General features: G+C 66.1%; 13 protein-coding genes and 2 pseudogenes. 4 read left to right on the top strand and 11 right to left on the bottom strand.

The features are described 5' to 3' along the window. Positions 1-145: 145 nt before the first annotated feature. The 3 genes from RJ1_RS28860 to RJ1_RS28850 all read right to left on the bottom strand — a co-directional run bounded on the left by RJ1_RS28860 (position 146) and on the right by RJ1_RS28850 (position 2,347). Complete coding sequence (locus RJ1_RS28860; protein WP_073365942.1) at positions 146-517, bottom strand: YybH family protein; 372 nt, start codon at positions 515-517, stop codon at positions 146-148. A 20-nt stretch (positions 518-537) separates the two neighbouring features. Then, the gene (locus tag RJ1_RS28855; protein WP_073365941.1) at positions 538-1,251 is read right to left on the bottom strand and encodes an SDR family NAD(P)-dependent oxidoreductase; all 714 of its coding nucleotides are present in this window, start codon (positions 1,249-1,251) and stop codon (positions 538-540) included. A 184-nt stretch (positions 1,252-1,435) separates the two neighbouring features. Continuing rightward, positions 1,436-2,347: a LysR family transcriptional regulator gene (locus RJ1_RS28850; RefSeq protein ID WP_073365940.1), complete on the bottom strand. Its 912-nt coding sequence runs from the start codon at positions 2,345-2,347 to the stop codon at positions 1,436-1,438. Positions 2,348-2,434: 87 nt separating this feature from the next. Here RJ1_RS28850 and RJ1_RS28845 point away from each other — a divergent pair. From RJ1_RS28845 to RJ1_RS28835, 3 genes and pseudogenes are all read left to right on the top strand, one after another. Further along, a pseudogene (locus RJ1_RS28845) lies at positions 2,435-2,653 on the top strand (muconolactone Delta-isomerase family protein); the annotation flags it as partial. 701 nt (positions 2,654-3,354) lie between these two features. Next, a pseudogene (locus RJ1_RS28840) lies at positions 3,355-3,695 on the top strand (metallopeptidase family protein). A 559-nt stretch (positions 3,696-4,254) separates the two neighbouring features. Next, positions 4,255-5,004, top strand: a complete 750-nt coding sequence (locus RJ1_RS28835; protein ID WP_073365939.1) for an alpha/beta fold hydrolase — start codon at positions 4,255-4,257, stop codon at positions 5,002-5,004. A 301-nt stretch (positions 5,005-5,305) separates the two neighbouring features. Here RJ1_RS28835 and RJ1_RS28830 read toward each other — a convergent pair whose 3' ends face one another. From RJ1_RS28830 to RJ1_RS28805, 7 genes are all read right to left on the bottom strand, one after another. Then, positions 5,306-5,836: a hypothetical protein gene (locus RJ1_RS28830; protein WP_143048844.1), complete on the bottom strand. Its 531-nt coding sequence runs from the start codon at positions 5,834-5,836 to the stop codon at positions 5,306-5,308. Next, positions 5,833-6,003: a hypothetical protein gene (locus tag RJ1_RS46870; protein ID WP_162850304.1), complete on the bottom strand. Its 171-nt coding sequence runs from the start codon at positions 6,001-6,003 to the stop codon at positions 5,833-5,835. The genes RJ1_RS28830 and RJ1_RS46870 overlap by 4 nt, the downstream gene beginning before the upstream one ends. Before the next feature lie 31 nt (positions 6,004-6,034). Further along, entirely contained in the window at positions 6,035-6,328 is a 294-nt protein-coding gene (locus RJ1_RS28825) for a hypothetical protein (RefSeq protein ID WP_073365937.1), read from the bottom strand. A 509-nt stretch (positions 6,329-6,837) separates the two neighbouring features. Then, the gene (locus RJ1_RS28820) at positions 6,838-7,368 is read right to left on the bottom strand and encodes a pyridoxamine 5'-phosphate oxidase family protein (protein WP_073365936.1); all 531 of its coding nucleotides are present in this window, start codon (positions 7,366-7,368) and stop codon (positions 6,838-6,840) included. A gap of 166 nt (positions 7,369-7,534) precedes the next feature. Beyond that, positions 7,535-8,632, bottom strand: a complete 1,098-nt coding sequence (locus tag RJ1_RS28815) for a hypothetical protein (RefSeq protein ID WP_073365935.1) — start codon at positions 8,630-8,632, stop codon at positions 7,535-7,537. A gap of 304 nt (positions 8,633-8,936) precedes the next feature. Next, positions 8,937-9,953 carry a S1C family serine protease gene (locus tag RJ1_RS28810; RefSeq protein WP_073365934.1) on the bottom strand — a complete coding sequence of 339 codons (1,017 nt, stop codon included), beginning with the start codon at positions 9,951-9,953 and terminating at the stop codon, positions 8,937-8,939. A gap of 205 nt (positions 9,954-10,158) precedes the next feature. After that, positions 10,159-12,132, bottom strand: a complete 1,974-nt coding sequence (locus tag RJ1_RS28805; RefSeq protein ID WP_073365933.1) for a potassium transporter Kup — start codon at positions 12,130-12,132, stop codon at positions 10,159-10,161. A gap of 1,005 nt (positions 12,133-13,137) precedes the next feature. Here RJ1_RS28805 and RJ1_RS28795 point away from each other — a divergent pair. Beyond that, positions 13,138-14,616, top strand: coding sequence for an APC family permease (locus RJ1_RS28795; RefSeq protein WP_073365932.1), 1,479 nt, complete (start codon positions 13,138-13,140; stop codon positions 14,614-14,616). Positions 14,617-15,305: 689 nt separating this feature from the next. Here RJ1_RS28795 and RJ1_RS28785 read toward each other — a convergent pair. Beyond that, on the bottom strand, positions 15,306-15,842 hold a 537-nt coding region (locus RJ1_RS28785), incomplete at its 5' end, for a transposase (protein WP_143169566.1).

Below are 15,842 nucleotides of genomic sequence, written 5' to 3'. Positions count from 1 at the left end.
CACCTCGCCGGATACTCGTCGAATTCCTCCACTCGCTGCCGCACTCGCCACTTCGAGAATCTCCCCACGAGACACGCTCTGAATCGTTGGCGCAGAAGTCTTCAGCGACGGCGCATTCGGTTGCTCATCGGGGACGCAGGCATCTTCAGTTGAGCCGGGACACCTGGTAGTGGCTGATCCGATCGCCGTCGGGCGATTGCCTGACCAGCACGCTCAGGTTCACCGTCAGCGTCGGCCGGTCTATGAAGGAGAAATCGACGCTCAGGTAACCGAGCACCACATCGTCGGCGAGTCGACGGGTTTCGAGGATCCGATATTCGGCGGTCATCCCCGGCGGCTGGGAGTCGAAATAGTCGGCGACACCCTGCCGTCCAACGGTATAGGGATGCAGGCCCTGGAAAATCGCGTCCGCGGTGAACTCAGCGGCGACGCGCTGCGGCTCGTGCCCGTCGACAGCGGCCTTCCACCGGTCGAGCACCCCGCGCAGGACCTCTTCGTTTGCCGCTGCGCTGTTCATGATCTGTCCGCCTCCCGCTCTCAGTGCCCGGCGCTCTGGCCGCCGTCGACGTGCAGGATCTCGCCGGTGACGAACCCGGCGTGCTCGAGGTAGAGAATCGCGTCGACGACCTCGTCGATCTCACCCAGCCGGCCGACCGGGTGCAGGGCGGCGAGAGCCTCGTGCGTCTCGACCGGGTGCATCGAGGTGCGGATGACACCGAGAGCGACGGCGTTGACCCGGATTCCGCGGGTCGCGTACTCGACCGCCAGGGACTTGGTGACCGCGTTCAGCCCGCCCTTGGTCAGCGATGCGAGTACCGAGGGCACCTGCGAGTTGGCGTGGTCGACCAGAGTGGTGGAGACGTTCACCAGATGGCCGCCGCTGCCCTGAGCGAGCATCGCGGCGACCGCGCCGCGGGAGACGTCGAAGAAGCCCCGCAGGTTCACACCCGTCACGGCGTCGTAGTCCTCGTCGGTGTAGTCGGTGAACGGCTTGGCCACGAAGATGCCCGCATTGTTCACCACGGTGTCAATCCGTCCGAACCTCGCCAGCGTCCGCTCGACGATGTCGGCGCCGGTGCCCGGCTGGGACAGGTCGCCGGGCACCGTCAGCACCTCGGGATCGTCGGATGCGCCGATGGAGCGGGAGGTCGCAACGACGGCATAGCCGAGCTTGCGGTAGCCGGCGACCAAGGCTGCGCCGATGCCCTGGGACGCGCCGGTGACGATGACGACTTTCTGCATGGTGCTCATATGTCGACTTACTCGCTTTCGCAACGGGGTTGGTGCACAAGGACTCGGTGACCGAAAATCCTGGTAAGACCGTTGGGAACACGGGTGGTTTCGTTCACGAATCAATGATGTCCCCGAGGCGAGGGCTCGCGCCACGACCTGTTTGCTCCCTCGTAGGAGGCGCAGCCTCCCACGGCGCCCACGGTTAGCGGTGGGGGTCGTCCGCGGGCAGCCAGACACCGCTGTCACGGATGCCGGCATCGCCGACGTCCCGGGTGAGGGCGTCGGCGGCGGCGAGCACGACGGGGCGGATTTCGTTCCGGCGCCACACCAGCGACCACGTCCAGAACACCGCCGGGTTGATCACCGGGCGTGCGACGAGGTCGGGCGGCAGCGTCGTGGTCTGCCCCTTGGGTGAGTTGAGCACGGGGCGTCCCGCCGCGCGGACGTGGTCGAAGAACGCGGGACCGGTGATGCCGCCGTCGTCGATCCGCAAGATCCTCGCGCCGGTATCGCGGGCCAGTTGTTCGGCGAAGAGGTTCCACGACGACCAGGACGTCGCGTCGTCGTCGACGAGCAACGCGACGTCCCCCGCCCGCACCGGTGTGGCGTTCTCGCCGGTGGACACCGCGTAGAGCCGGTCCGCGCCGAGCAGCCGGGCCTGCAGGCCGAACTGGGCGAGATCCGCGTTCCGCACCCAGCACACGGCCAGGTCGAGACTGCCGTCGGCGACCCGTGCGGCCTGCGCGTGCGAGGGCACCACCCACGGGTCCACGTGCAGTTGCGCCACACCCGAGGCACGCGCGGTCAGGTCCGCGGGAAGCCAGTTGACGTAGCCGATCCGGACCGGCTCCGCCCCGGACAAGCGCTCGGCGCGGGCGCGCAGGTCGTCGGCACGCTCGAGCAGCGCGCGGACGTGCGGGAGCAGCTCCGTACCGGCCGGGGTGAGGGCAACGGAACGGCGGTCGCGGGCGAACAGCTGCACGCCGAGGTCCCGTTCAAGAGCCCTGATCTGCTGGGACAGCGAGGGCCCGGCGATCAGCAGCCGCGTCGCCGCCCGGCCGAAGTGCAGTTCCTCGGCGACGACGAGGAAGTACGTCAGCTGGCGTAGCTCCACGATCGCTCATGTTACGTGCGGTGAGAGGCTGCGCCTACCAGTCGGGAGCAAGGCGGTCGTGGCGGGCCGGCCGGACCCGGGCGCACGATGAGTTCCATGGTTTCAGACCCTGAACGGAAAACGACCCTGCGGGAGTTTCTCGTCGAGATCGTCACCACGGTCCCCGACCGCACCGCTCCCTCCGAAGTGGATGCACGCCGCGCCGCGGAAGCGTTGCGCGCCAAGGAACTTGCCTCTGCAGGGCGCCTGGTCCGGTTGTGGCGCCCGGTCGGTGAGCTGCGCAGCATCGGAGTGTGGTGCGCGGACGACGAAGCCGACCTCCACGCGAACGTGCTCGACACGCTGCCCCTGCGGCCGTGGATGCCCGCGATGATGCTCTGGCAGGCCGGGGTGCCGAACACGCAGGTCCAGCGCGAGAGAAGCCACGTCATGTCCGCGGCGATGAGATGCTCGGCGTCATCGTGTCCGACGGCACCGGAATACCTGCTGTCACAAACCCCCACGGTAGCCGACCCACATAACAAACAAGGACTGATCGGGCCTCGCCAGGGAAGCAAGGTGCGACCCGAAAATTCGCCGCCACTCCTGTGACACCACCGCGGTGATATGCCATCGATCAATCCCAGCCCCGCTGCCGCACATCGGAAGCGACGTTCGATGACACGGCCCCAGACCGCCGCCCGCGGGCCAGTGGTAGCGCCGAGCGCTAAGGTCCAACCCACATTCCCTCTAGGGTCGCTGCTCGCCCTCTCGTAGTGTGGGCAGCGCAATTGTGTGCGCCCGAAAGGGGTCAGCTGGTGGCGAGAAGTGCCACCGCGGCCACAGTTGGCGTCAGCGCACACCGAATCCTGACCCGCATCCGGTGTTCCCACCCGTGGGGAGGGACGTCGTGCCCGACAGTGACCTCGGCGCTCAGCTCACCTCCCTTCCTTCGGGGATGCGATCGATCATGTTCAGGACATGGTCGATGTCCTCCCGCCTTTCCCCGCGCGCCCGACAATGGAGTCATGATCGACATCGGAGACGACCGGTTCGAGGGCATGGCGTTCGGGCGCTCGACAGCTTGCCACAGGAGCTGGGTCGAGTGATGGCCAACGTAGAAGTCACCGTCCGACACGACGCCGGTCCGCCGGGTCCGCTCGGCCTGTACCAGGGAGTCCCGCTGACCAACCGCACGACGCGGTACGCCGGTGTGTTGCCCGACCGGATCACGATCTACCGCAAAGCGATCTGCGCCATATGTCGCAGCGACGCCGAGGTGGTCAATCAGGTGCGCCGAACCGTCATCCATGAGGTCGGTCACCACTTCGGCATCAGCGACGCACGACTACACGAACTCGGATGGTGAGCCGTGCCTGGGCTTGCGGCCACGACCGTCAGGGGTTGACGTGGCGCCGTGCGGCGTCGAGTTCGTCGGGGAGCACTCGAGGCCTTCTGGCAATACGAGACCTCGCCTGGCAGAAGGCCCCATATTCGGTATCGTGCTGGGCCCCAGTGAATGCTGTCCGGTCTCAACGTAATTTGCAGGTATCGCAGTGAGTCTTGCACCCGACGGAAGCGACCGCCGAGTCTCAGTGGAGTTGGCAGCTCCAAACCTTTCACCGCCGACCTAGGTGAACCACCCCTGTTGCGAGGAATGCTGATGGGCCGACCAAAGGGAATACGCTGAAATGTCCACCCGCTCTTGGGCTCCGCCGATGCCCCGGTCCCCCGCCGTCTGAGAAGGCTCAATTGCCGCGCGAATCAACTAGTAGCTCCTCGCCACGGTGTGAGCGATGCCGGTAGCAGCACGACTCCACCCTCTACATCGTGGCTTCCACCAAGGTGGGGCCCCGGGTACCATTCCAACTAAGTCATTCAGCTGTCGGCCGCCACCGATATTCGAGTTTGATGCAAAGGGGAAGCGCGTGACTGTGTGCCTCGTCCACGGCAACCCCGAGACCGCCGCCGTCTGGAACAGATTGGCTCCGCTCCTCGATCGCGGACCCGTCGTACGCCTGTCCCCACCGGGTTTCGGTGCCCCGGTGCCCCCGCGGTTTACGGCGACGGTGGAGGAGTACCGCCGTTGGCTGGTCACCGAGTTAGAGCGCTTCGGGCAGCCGGTCCACCTGGTGGGTCACGACTGGGGCGGTGCCCACGTGGTGAACGTCGCTATGACACGGCCAGAACTGGTGCACAGTTGGGTGTGCGACGTCATTGGCCTCTTCGACCAGGATTTCCGGTGGCCCGATCGGGTGCAGGTGTGGGCGACCCCGGGAGCCGGCGAGGAGGCGATAGCGGCGATGATCGACGCGCCGGTCACCGAACGTGCTGCGGCACTGGCGAAGAAGGGAATGCACCAAGACGTCGCCTTACCTGTCGCGGAGGGGCAGAACGCCGCCATGGGCGAGTGCATTCTTCGCCTGTACCGCGACGCCGCCCAGCCGACCATGGCCGAGCTAGGCCGCAATCTCGAGCGAGCCGCCGCGCGGCCAGGCCTGTCAATCATCGCCACCGAGGACTCCTACGCCCCCGGCGAGCAGCGTCGCCGCGCAAGCGCGCGCGCCGGTGCTGAGATCGCAGACCTCGACGGACTCGGCCACTGGTGGTTCACGCAAGACCCACAACGGGGCGCCGCGACCATCAATGACTTCTGGGCAGGAGTGGGACGAGAGTAATACCCACAAGATGACGATCAGCACCAAGCTCTCTGCGCGCTATCAGCATCGTCGCTGCGCCGTCGATCGCTGATCCCTCGCCACCCCCCAGGCGCCCAATACGACGGAATCAAATATGTGGCTTTACCGGTAATAGATATCGAATCGCGGAATCTGCGAACTCGAACCCCTCAGGGACACGTCCCGGCGGGCCTGGCCTCGGCATCGCGGCGTTCGGGCGGGCGGGTCGACTGATCGTCCCTGTGATAGCTGCGCCATCAGCTGCGGTGGCGTCTCCGTCGCTGGTTCCCGGACTGCCAATTCAGTGCCGCAACACTCGCGCCCTGGCGCGGGAATAATTGTCCAGCAACGTGAGCATCTCGTCGTCGGGGTGCACCATTTCCGGCTGCGGCCGGGCCGCGGCCAGTGCGGCATCGGCGGCGGTGACCGCCCTCCGCAACTCCTCGAGCACCTCCCCCGCCACCGCACCTGCGCCGAAGGGACGGCTGAGGTGCTCGGTGACGTCGGCGAGCCAGAGCCGCGGATTCCGGTCGTCACGGCCCCCTCGACGTTCGGCCACGATCGCACACCACTCGACCAGTTCGGCACGAACACCGCCGTCGTGCACCGCAGCACGCAGACCACGGCGGAGACCGCCGACGTCATCGAGGCCCTCCCCTTTCACACCGGCCCGCCCGAGCAGTTCGGTCAGTGCGCAATTAGCCAGCAGATCACCCGCACGCCACCACCGCTCCACCTCGGCGACCACCGCCCCATCCCCGCCGGCATAGTCACCCGCCCCGGGCCGGGTTCCTCCACGCCTGCGGTCCCCACCACCCGCCGGGAAGCTCACGAGCGGATCCCCGCCGCGGCCAGGAAGATCGCGGCCGCGAATCCGAAGCCGGTGACGCACCCCCACACGACAATGCCGTAGGAGTACCCGACCAGCAGGCCCATCGGCACCGCCACCCCGGTTACCGCTGAACATGCCGGGAGCGCGACAGCAATTCTCCGGAACACAGCCGACAATCTAACAAACCGATCGGTACGGTTACGGTCTACCGGTGGCACTGCGTCCGGGCGGGTTGGGCGAACGTACCGGCGGGTGCGCGGATTCGGCCTCGAGTTCGGGATCGTCGGCGAAGACCAGACGACCGTCGTCGAGGACGACCGCCCACCGGCGCACCGGCGCCCAGGTGCGCGCAAGATCCATCCCGGCCTTGTCGGCGAAGTCCTCGACTACCGTCCCCGTCACCGGGTTTCGCTCATCCCGCCGGACCCACACTCGGACACCGGGAACGATCTCCCGGCCGGACTCTGCGGATCGGCTCGCTGTGGCGGACATCCATGGATTGAATCAACAACCGGCAGTATTTGTCACTTCGAGTATCTGACAACCTCTCCTACGGGTACGTTCGCTCGCTGGTCGGCAGCGGCACCGGGACGAGCGGAGTGTGCCCCCAACGGTGGATCGAGGTGGTCAGCCATCGTCCGGCATTGGCAACGGGGTGTGGCCGTGCGTGTGGCACCAGGGCTCCCTCGAGCCGCCGCCACGCCGAGACGTAGGCACGGCCCGGGACCCTCGGACCGGGACTCGGCCGTCGACCGCCCGATCCGCGCCGCCACCGCCTCCGGGCAGATCCGGAAACACGACCGCACCGGCAGCGGACAGCTCGCGAGGCCGCGGGTCCTGGTCGATCATCATGCCGAGCACGCTGGCGGCACCCCCCGACAAATTTCGCGTCACTCGCGTGTCACTTTCCAGGTTTCGTGTCGCTCGGGACCGCTGGATGCGTGCCCAGGACCGGGACATGTGGGACATGCGGACTGGCCCCTGATGCGTTTGGTGCTGAATCAGGACCGGGACTCCGCAGCGAGCTTTGCGATATCGGCGGCGTAGACGGTGGTCCAGTGCGGATGCAGCCGGTAGTAGACCACGTCATTGTCCCAGTCGAAGGAGTCATCGCCGTAGAAGCCTTTGAAGTAGGCGAGTAGGTCCGGCCAGTCTGCGGGCGGCTCCGCGTCCTGGGGGTTGAGGATTTCCACCGTGCCGTGTGTGAACACGCCGAGGTCTTCCCCGCGCATGTGCGCGGCGCTGACGGCGGGCCGGGCGGCGAGGTGGCGGGCCTTGGCCGCGCCGCGCGCCGTGCCGAAGTGCCACTTTCCGTGCAGGAAGTGCCCGTCCACACCGCTGATCCGTGGTTCACCTTTGGCGGTGACGGTGGACAGGGCGAGGGTGCACATGCCGGTGATGACCTGGGTGAGCTGCTCTGCGGTCAGTGTGCGCTCGGTGTTGATGATCGAACGCAGATGGGTGGTGGAGCGGGACAGGGAGTCGTCGAGGAGGGCCTGGAGTTCTTTGAGCTCTTCTGGTGTTTCGCGCATGGAGGTCCTTGTCTGTGGTTGCGTCGATCCGAGGTCCGGTCCACGTCCGCGATCGTCGCCGAACGGTGGAACCATGCTTGCACCCAGACCCTGACATCTTGTGTCAGCTATTTTCGTCTGTCTTGCGGGGCGCCAGAACTCATGCAAGAGCAGCTGGTGGCCGCGATCATCGCGTCTCGTTCGACGGACTCCGCGTCTCCTCGATGCGTTGCCGCTGCCGAACCCCGTACGCCGCCTCCTTCACGGCGGCGTCGTCCTCGAGACCCGACCCGAGGGCCCCACCGATGGTCGCGATGGACGCCAGCAGCCAGGTGAGCGTGAGGTAATCGGAGAAGTTCACCCCGTGCCCGAGAATGGGGGACAGCAGTTCCGGGGGAAGAGCGAGGCACGCGGTGAACAGCAGCAGGCAGAACAGGGCCACGTGGAGGACGACGACGCCGATGACCAGGGTGACCACGGTTGCGGTGTTGTACAGCACCGAACGATCCCGCTCCGCCGGCGACTTCGGCCGCTCCCAGAGTTCATGATCGAGGATCAGCCACAGAATCATCGCCACGATCGACAAAATCGTCGCCGCACTCATACGCCATGGGCCCATCGTGTCGGCGAACAACCAGATCGTGTCGGTGGCCAGCGCGATCGCACCCGTGGCGAAGGCGCCGACGAGCACCTTCGACAGTCCGGTGACCAGTCGCCACGGCCGGTTGGCCCGCACCATCCCCGATAGCAACCGCAGCCGCCGCAGCCCCGAGGGCGCGAAGTACCTGATGCCGTCCTCGGTCTGCGCAGACCGGAACCGTCGCGCCGCGCCGGGGGGCATGAGTTCCGGTTCACCGAGGACGCGGGCGATCGCGAGTTCGGTGACGGTGCGGACGCGGCGCTCGATGCGGACGCCGCCCACGCCGGCGACCGAGATGAGCGCGAATTTGTGGCCGGCGCTGACGTCGGCCACCACCGGCAGGGTGTCCTCGCGGCGCGGCAGATCGGTGAGATACACGACGATGTCTTCCGCTTCGGAGGACGGATCGACCGTGTCGATGACATCAGCGAAATCCGCTTGCTCGTCGGCGAGGTACGGTTTGCGGCGCACGCACGTCGTCCACCGGCGCTCGGGGCGGTCAGGGCTGCGCAGGCGTTGCGGCAGGTACTCCGCGATGCGTTCCGCGAGAGCCGCAGGCGTGCCCGGATCCGCGATGAACAGCACCGAGACCTGCTCACCGGCCGCACCGGATTGTCCTCCCCGCAGGTGCTCGTTCGCCTCCACCGCCTTCGCGTACCCGCCCGGTCTGCCCCCAAACTCCAGGCAGTAGGTGCGACTCGACAACAGCGCGCCGCGGATCTCCGCTGCTTCTGTCCGGTAGAGACCTCCACCAGCGTCCGAGGATGCAACGTCCACAAGACCGGGCACAATCGGCGGGATCTGGTGCGGTCGGTGCGTCCCGGCCGAACGGCCCCAACCGGTCAGTGGGCGTGTTGGTTTCTCAATTTCGTGTCACGAGGACACGTTGACGGCGCTGCTGGTCAACGCCCACGACGTACCAGGATCGGTTCGCTCTTGGAATCGTCGTTCAGCTGGCGGGGCGGTCTGTGACGGTGACCGAGATCTGCTGGGTCTCGCCGCCGCGGAGCACGGTCAGTTCGACTCGATCGCCGGGGTCGAGGGCACGGAGCGCCGCGATGAAGTCCTCCGCCGACTCGGTGTCGTGTCCGTTGACCGCGGTGATGACATCGCCGGGCCGGATACCCGCGGTCGCTGCCGGACCGAGCGGGACGACCTCGAGGACGACGACACCGCTGGTGCGGTCGACCGCCAATTGTTCGGCGATCTGCGGGGTCAGCGTGCCGGGCTGAATGCCGACGTACGCATGCTGGGCGGTCCCGGAGGCCAGCAGCTGGTCTGCGACGTCGACGACATCCGCCGCGGGGATCGCGAAGCCCAGAGCCACCGCACCCGCCGCCGGGGGAATGTAGGCCTGGCTCATCCCCACGACCCGGCCTTGTCCGTCGATCAGCGCACCCCCGGAATTACCCGGCGAGATCGCAGCGTCGGTCTGGATCAGGTCGACCAGCGGCGCCCCGGTGGAGGCCGACCCTGGAATCTGACGGTGCAGTCCGGAGATGATGCCCGAGGTGACCGTGTCCTCGAACCCCAGCGGACTGCCCATGACCACCGCGAGCGCGCCGACCTCCGGCAGCGCTGTCTCGAACGTCGCCGCAGTCAGATCCGCGCGGTCCGCGTGAAGGACCGCGACATCGGCCACCCGATCGACGGCCCGCACGTTCGCAGACACCTGTTGCCCGTCCGCGAAGGCCACGCTCACCTGCCGGGCACCCTCGACCACGTGGGCGTTGGTGAGGATGGTGCCGTCGGTCTTGTAGACGATGCCGCTGCCCACACCGGACCCGGTGAGCACGGTGACAACCGAGGCCTCCACCTGCCGGACCAGTGCCGGCAGGTCCACGGCCGGCCCCGCTGAGGGGGTCGAGGTGGTGGGATCCGAGCCGCCGCATCCCGCGAGGAGGAGGACCACGACCGCGACCAGCAGCACCCAGATCGAGGAACGTACGGTCGACGGCACCTGCATCAGCGACCGCCTCCGTGAGGTATCGGTCTCCTACAAGCACCTGCCGCCAGCGGGCCCACCAGATCAACATACCCCTGGCGCCGCCCGTGCCGGCCACTGCCGAACCGCTTCAATTCCAGGACCAGCCGTGTTCGGAGATGTACGTTCGCCCGAGCCGGTCGGTTGTCGCGGCGTCGGACGAACCGGATTGGGCGGATCCGCTTCCCTACACATCGATTCGGGAACCCATGATCACCGTCCGCCCGCCCGGCAGGCGGAAGTACTCGGCAGCGTCGCCCGTGATGTAGGAGGCGGCGATGAACAGGCGCTTGCGCCATGTTGCCATCGTCGGTGCCGCCCCCATCGCCAGTTCGATCTTCGACAGGAAGTAGGAGGCGTCCTCGATCGCGATCGGACCCTCGGTGTCGGCGGGGTCGAGCAGGCACAACGCGTCCGGGATGTTCGGCGTTTCCATGTACCCGAAATACACTGTCACGAGGACGATCCCGTCTTCGGCGTAGCCGAGCGCATCGACCTCCGTCCGTTCCGTGTCCGGTACGCGCGGCACCGGCAGCGTGTCGATCGACAGGATCACCACGTGTTCGTGCAGCACGCGGTTGTGTTCGACGTTGGCCCGCATCGCCAACGGCGCGGTCTGCTTCCCGCGGTTGAGGAACACCGCAGTGCCGGGGACCCGCAGCAGCGGCCGCCGACAATCGTGCAACTGGTCGACGAATTCCCGTAACGATCCCTCCGCCCGTCCCCGCGCGCGGGTGACGATGTCCCGGCCGCGCTGCCAGGTGGTCATCACCGTGAACGCCGTGAGCCCGATCAGCAACGGCAGCCACGCCCCGTGCACCAGTTTGGTCAAGTTCGCCGCCAGAAACAGCAGATCGACCACCAGCAAGGCGCCGCCGCCGATCACGACCAGCCACAACGGCGTGCCCCACTTGGTGCGGGCGATGTAGAAGAACAGCAACGTCGTGATCGTGATCGTCGCGGTCACCGCCATGCCGAACGCGTACGCCAATGTCGCCGAACTCCGGAAGGCGAAAACCAGCGTGAGCACCGACACCATCAGCACCCAGTTGATCCACGGAACGTAGATCTGCCCGATCCTCGACTCCGAGGTGTGCACCACCCGCAACCTCGGCAGGTAACCGAGCCTCGCCGCCTGCGACGCCACCGAGTAGGCGCCGGTGATCACCGCCTGGGAGGCGATCACCGTCGCCGCGGTGGCCAGCAGCACCATCGGCAACCGCGCCCAGCCCGGGGCGAGCAGGAAGAACGGGCTACCCACAGCGCCCTGGTCACCGAGAAGCAGCGCACCCTGGCCGAGGTAGCTCAGCACGCACGCCGGCAAAACCAGCAGCAGCCAGCCCCGGGTGATCGCCGGCCGTCCGAAATGGCCCATATCGGCATACAGCGCCTCGGCACCGGTGACCGCGAGCACGACCGCGGTTAACGCGAAGAACGCGATGCCGAAGTGCCCGAACATGAAGTTCAGCGCATACGTCGGCGAGAGCGCCCGAAGGATTTCCGGATATCGGGCGATGCCGGCCACACCGCACGCCCCGATCGACACGAACCAGACGAACATCACCGGCCCGAACAACCGACCGACCGCCGCCGTGCCCCGCCGCTGCACGGAGAACAATCCCACGATGATCACCGCCGTGATCGGCACGATCAGCTCCTCCAACCCCGGCTGGACGACCTTCAGGCCTTCCACCGCGGACAGCACGGAAATCGCGGGTGTGATCACGCTGTCGCCGAAGAACAGCGCGGCACCGAAGACACCGAGACCGGCCAGCACCGCGGTCACGCGACGGCCCCGCACCCCACCCAGGCGCCGCAGCAGCGTAATCAGCGCCATGATCCCGCCCTCGCCGTGGTTGTCGACGCGCATCACCAGCAACACGTAGGTCACGGTGACGATGATCATCAGCGACCAGAAGATCAACGACACGACGCCGTAGACGTTGTTCGTGCTGATCGGCACCGGGTGGGGGTCCTTCGGGTTGAACACCGTCTGGATGGTGTAGATCGGGCTGGTCCCGATGTCACCGAACACGACCCCGAGAGCGCCGACCACCACGGCGAGCCGAAACGCTTCCCGACCGTCCACCGCGCGAACGAGCGGACTACCTCCGGACTCAGTGGCCACGGCGTGCTCCTCGTCTGCAGGTCCGGCTCCCATTGTCGTCCCGGACTCGCTAACCGCGGAATATCGAGCACCTCTCCCTGCGTGTCGCGGAAGCCAGGCACTGCACAGCGCGAACTGGTGGAGTGTCCGGCACACAGTCCCACTCAGCTCACCTCGGCCGCCCAGGCGATCACCGCTTCGCCACCGGTTGCCCGAACGCGGGGCATTCAGGACAGCGCCTCGTCTTCACGGTCGCTGACATCGACCACCACGCGGTCACCGCGGGGCGGCCTCGAACATGACCATGACGCCGGCAAACCGATCCCCGTGCCGCGCGTATACGCGGCAAGCATGTCCTCGACGCCCGGATCGCCGGCGGCCCGATCTCGGGTGCGGTCGAACAGCGCCGCGAGGGGACGCTCCCCGGGAGCCGGTCGTCAGCCCGCTACCGGGGCACCGCATCCAAGCTGATGACCGCGAACGTTTTTTCAACGCGAGATTGATGCGTGCTCAGAGATCGGTCGCGAGTCGCTCCCAGGTGCCACCGCCACCACCGTGGGCCACGTCCGGACATTTGTTGCTCGCGGCTAGTCGTCCAGGGCTGCCATTGACCAGCACCAGCCGGCAAGTTTCACGGGCTACCGCGGTGTTCGCGAGGTTGGGACGTTCCGTGCGCCTCAAAGCGCAGCCGAGGAAAGTGCAGTCGCCGGTTGTCCTACTGACCGCCGGCGGCGGGGTGGCCTTGCCCACCGTCTGCGCAGCTCCGCACTTCGGTGGTAGGACGGGCGGTGACGCCATGCAGCCTCGATCAGCAGCCGGAGGCTAACGGTCTTGGTGTCGACTCCGGCACACGCATTGTGCCGAAAGAGTGTTGGGGGCCAATCCCAGTAAAGTTCCGATGGCGCACCCGGTCAGCCGCTGCCAATCCCCGATTTCCACGGCCAGCCTGAACGCGGTCAGGGTCGAGATCCCGCGCAAACATCCGGGCCGGTCACAGCCGGCGGGGAGGTGCCGCCGAGCACTACCTGCGTGATCACCTGCGGGTTTAGGATTTCTTGCATGGCACATGCGACTGGCGACCCGGACGCCGCCGGTAAGCGCGATGAACTCAAACGGGTTCTGGGGCCCGGGTTGCTACTCTTCTTCATTGTCGGCGACATTCTCGGTGCGGGGGTCTACGCGGTCACCGGAAGCATGATCGAGAACGTGGGCGGAATGGCCTGGCTTCCGTTTATTCTCGCGTTCGTCATTGCAACGCTGACTGCCTTCTCCTACCTCGAACTCGTCACAAAATACCCCCAGGCCGCCGGCGCTGCCCTGTACGCGCACAAGGCTTTCGGCATCCATTTCGTCACGTTCATTGTTGCATTCGCCGTCATCTGCTCGGGCCTCACGAGTGCATCAACGTCATCGAACGTCGTCGCAGGTAACCTACTAGCCGGACTGCACGAAACATTCAGTGATGCAGACGGAGTGGGCTGGTTCGACATTCCGACCGGGGATACCGCACAACTCCTCGTCGCGCTGCTCTTCATGAGCCTGCTCGCTGTGATCAACCTCCGTGGCGTCGGCGAATCTGTGAAATTGAATGTGGTATTGACTCTCATCGAGATGACCGCGCTCGCAGTCGTCATCGTCATCGGCCTCGTCGCGGCCGGCAGCGGCAGCGCCGAAGGCGACATCGGGAATCTGGTGGTATTCGACGACCCGAATGAGAAGGGATGGTTCCTCGCGGTCACGGTTGCGACCGCCATTGCCTTCTTCGCCATGGTCGGATTCGAGGACTCGGTGAACATGGTCGAGGAGACCAAGCAACCCGAACGCATCTTTCCCAAGATGATGCTCACCGGACTCGGAGTCACCTGTTTGATCTACATCCTGGTCGTTGTCGCGGTCATCGCCGTGCTCCCATTGGACTACGACTCCGGAAGTGAGGGGATCCTGTTGCACGTGGTCCGGCTCGGTGCACCCGGCCTGCCGATCGATGAGATCTTTCCCTACCTGACGGTGTTCGCGGTCGCGAACACCGCACTCATCAACATGCTGATGGCGAGTCGACTGATCTACGGGCTGGCGAAGCAGCAGGTGCTCCCGGGTGTACTCGGGTCCGTCCTACCGGGGCGCCGCTCGCCCTGGGCGGCCATCGTGTTCACGACAAGCATGACTCTTGCGCTCATTGTCGTGGTCAACCAGATGTCCGGGAATTCGGTGGTCGGCGCCCTGTCCGGGACGACCGGGCTGTTGTTGTTGTGCGTCTTCGCGGTCGTCAACATCGCGTGCCTGGTGCTCAAACGGCGGGCGGACAAAACGTTCTTCCGGGCTCCCGTCTGGGTGCCGGTCGTCGCGGCGGTGCTGTGCCTTTTCCTCGTCGGACCGTGGGCACGTACCCAGGAGCAGATGATCCAATACCGGATCGCCGGAGTGATGCTGGTCGTCGGCATCGTGCTGTGGGCGATCACGTTCGTGATCAACAAGCGCAGCGGGCTCGACACGAAATTCTCCGACATCGACCACCTGGCCGCGGACGAGGGAGCCTGATCCCGCCCATCGCTACGACGGTAGACCGAAATCCGATCCATTCGTCCCCTAAGTCGTTTCGTCGTCGGTCGCGACCATGCCGTCCGAATCGTGCGAGCAGGTCGTACTCTTACTCCTGCTACCGCCGCACCTCCTCCTGCTACCGCCGCACCTCGCAACTCGTCGGCTCCGAAACCAGGGGCTGATGTCACCAAGGGCCATGCTGTCCCACTCACTCCCGTCCCCGCGTGGGTCGGGGTCAGGCATGGATCGCCTTGGGATGGGTCAACCGCAGTACCCGGCGTCGTACGTGGCGACAATCTTGTCGGTCTCGAGATTCCCGCCCGGGAACAACTATCGACCACGCCTGGTCTCCCGGCGACACTCATTCACATCGACTGCCAGGCTCTGGCCACCGGGGGCCCGTTGCTGTGCTGGCCGCAGTCACAATGGCGGTGGCGACCGGTAGACGCCTGCGATCCTCGATCAAGGGGATCGTCGCGATAGACTCGCAGACGGTGCAACCACTGTCGACTCGAAGGCGGCCGACGATGAGTGTCATCGTAGTTGCCCGGTTCACCATTTCAGATCTGGAAGCGGCCAAACAATCCATCAGAGATGGCCGCTGCGTTACTCGACGAGATCACGATACGAAAAAGTCTGGGATACAACACCATCGGTTCACCTAGATGATTGATTCCTTGAACGGATCAGTGGTCGTAGGCGATAAATGATCGCTTGGCGGCGGCGCCGATGTTCCAGTTGTGCCAGATGCCGGCGGCCATCGCCAACACGCGCTGGGCGACGCGGGCGAACACCCCGTGCGTGGTACGGCCACCGTGTTCTTCCAGGCCAAGCTGCCCTTTCAACGTGTGGTTGACCGATTCGATCCACTGCCGCACCCCGCCGAGATTGCCGTTCTTGTAGGTTTCGTCCTTGCGGTACGGTCGCAGCAGCCGCAGACCCATCGCGGCGGTGGTGGCGGCGAACTGTGCGCCGGAGAAGCCTTTGTCGGCGAGCAGGATCTGCCCCGACCGAATCAGGTGATGATCGCGTTCGAGCAGCGCGGTCACCACCTCACGTTCACCGAGTTTCGGATTCGCCAGGCACCACATGATCGGCATCCCGTCGCCGGCGCAGACCAGGTACAGCTTCAGCCCCCAGTAGAAGCGCGAATGGGAGGCGCAGTAGCCGTATCCCGCGTGCCCGGCCAGGTCCGACCGCTTCACCGTTTCACGAGACATCCC

This window comes from Rhodococcus jostii NBRC 16295 (assembly GCF_001894825.1).
Classification (GTDB): Bacteria; Actinomycetota; Actinomycetes; order Mycobacteriales; family Mycobacteriaceae; genus Rhodococcus_F; species Rhodococcus_F jostii.
Note: the sequence above shows the minus strand (reverse complement) of the source record. Positions and strands in the feature narration are given on the sequence as shown.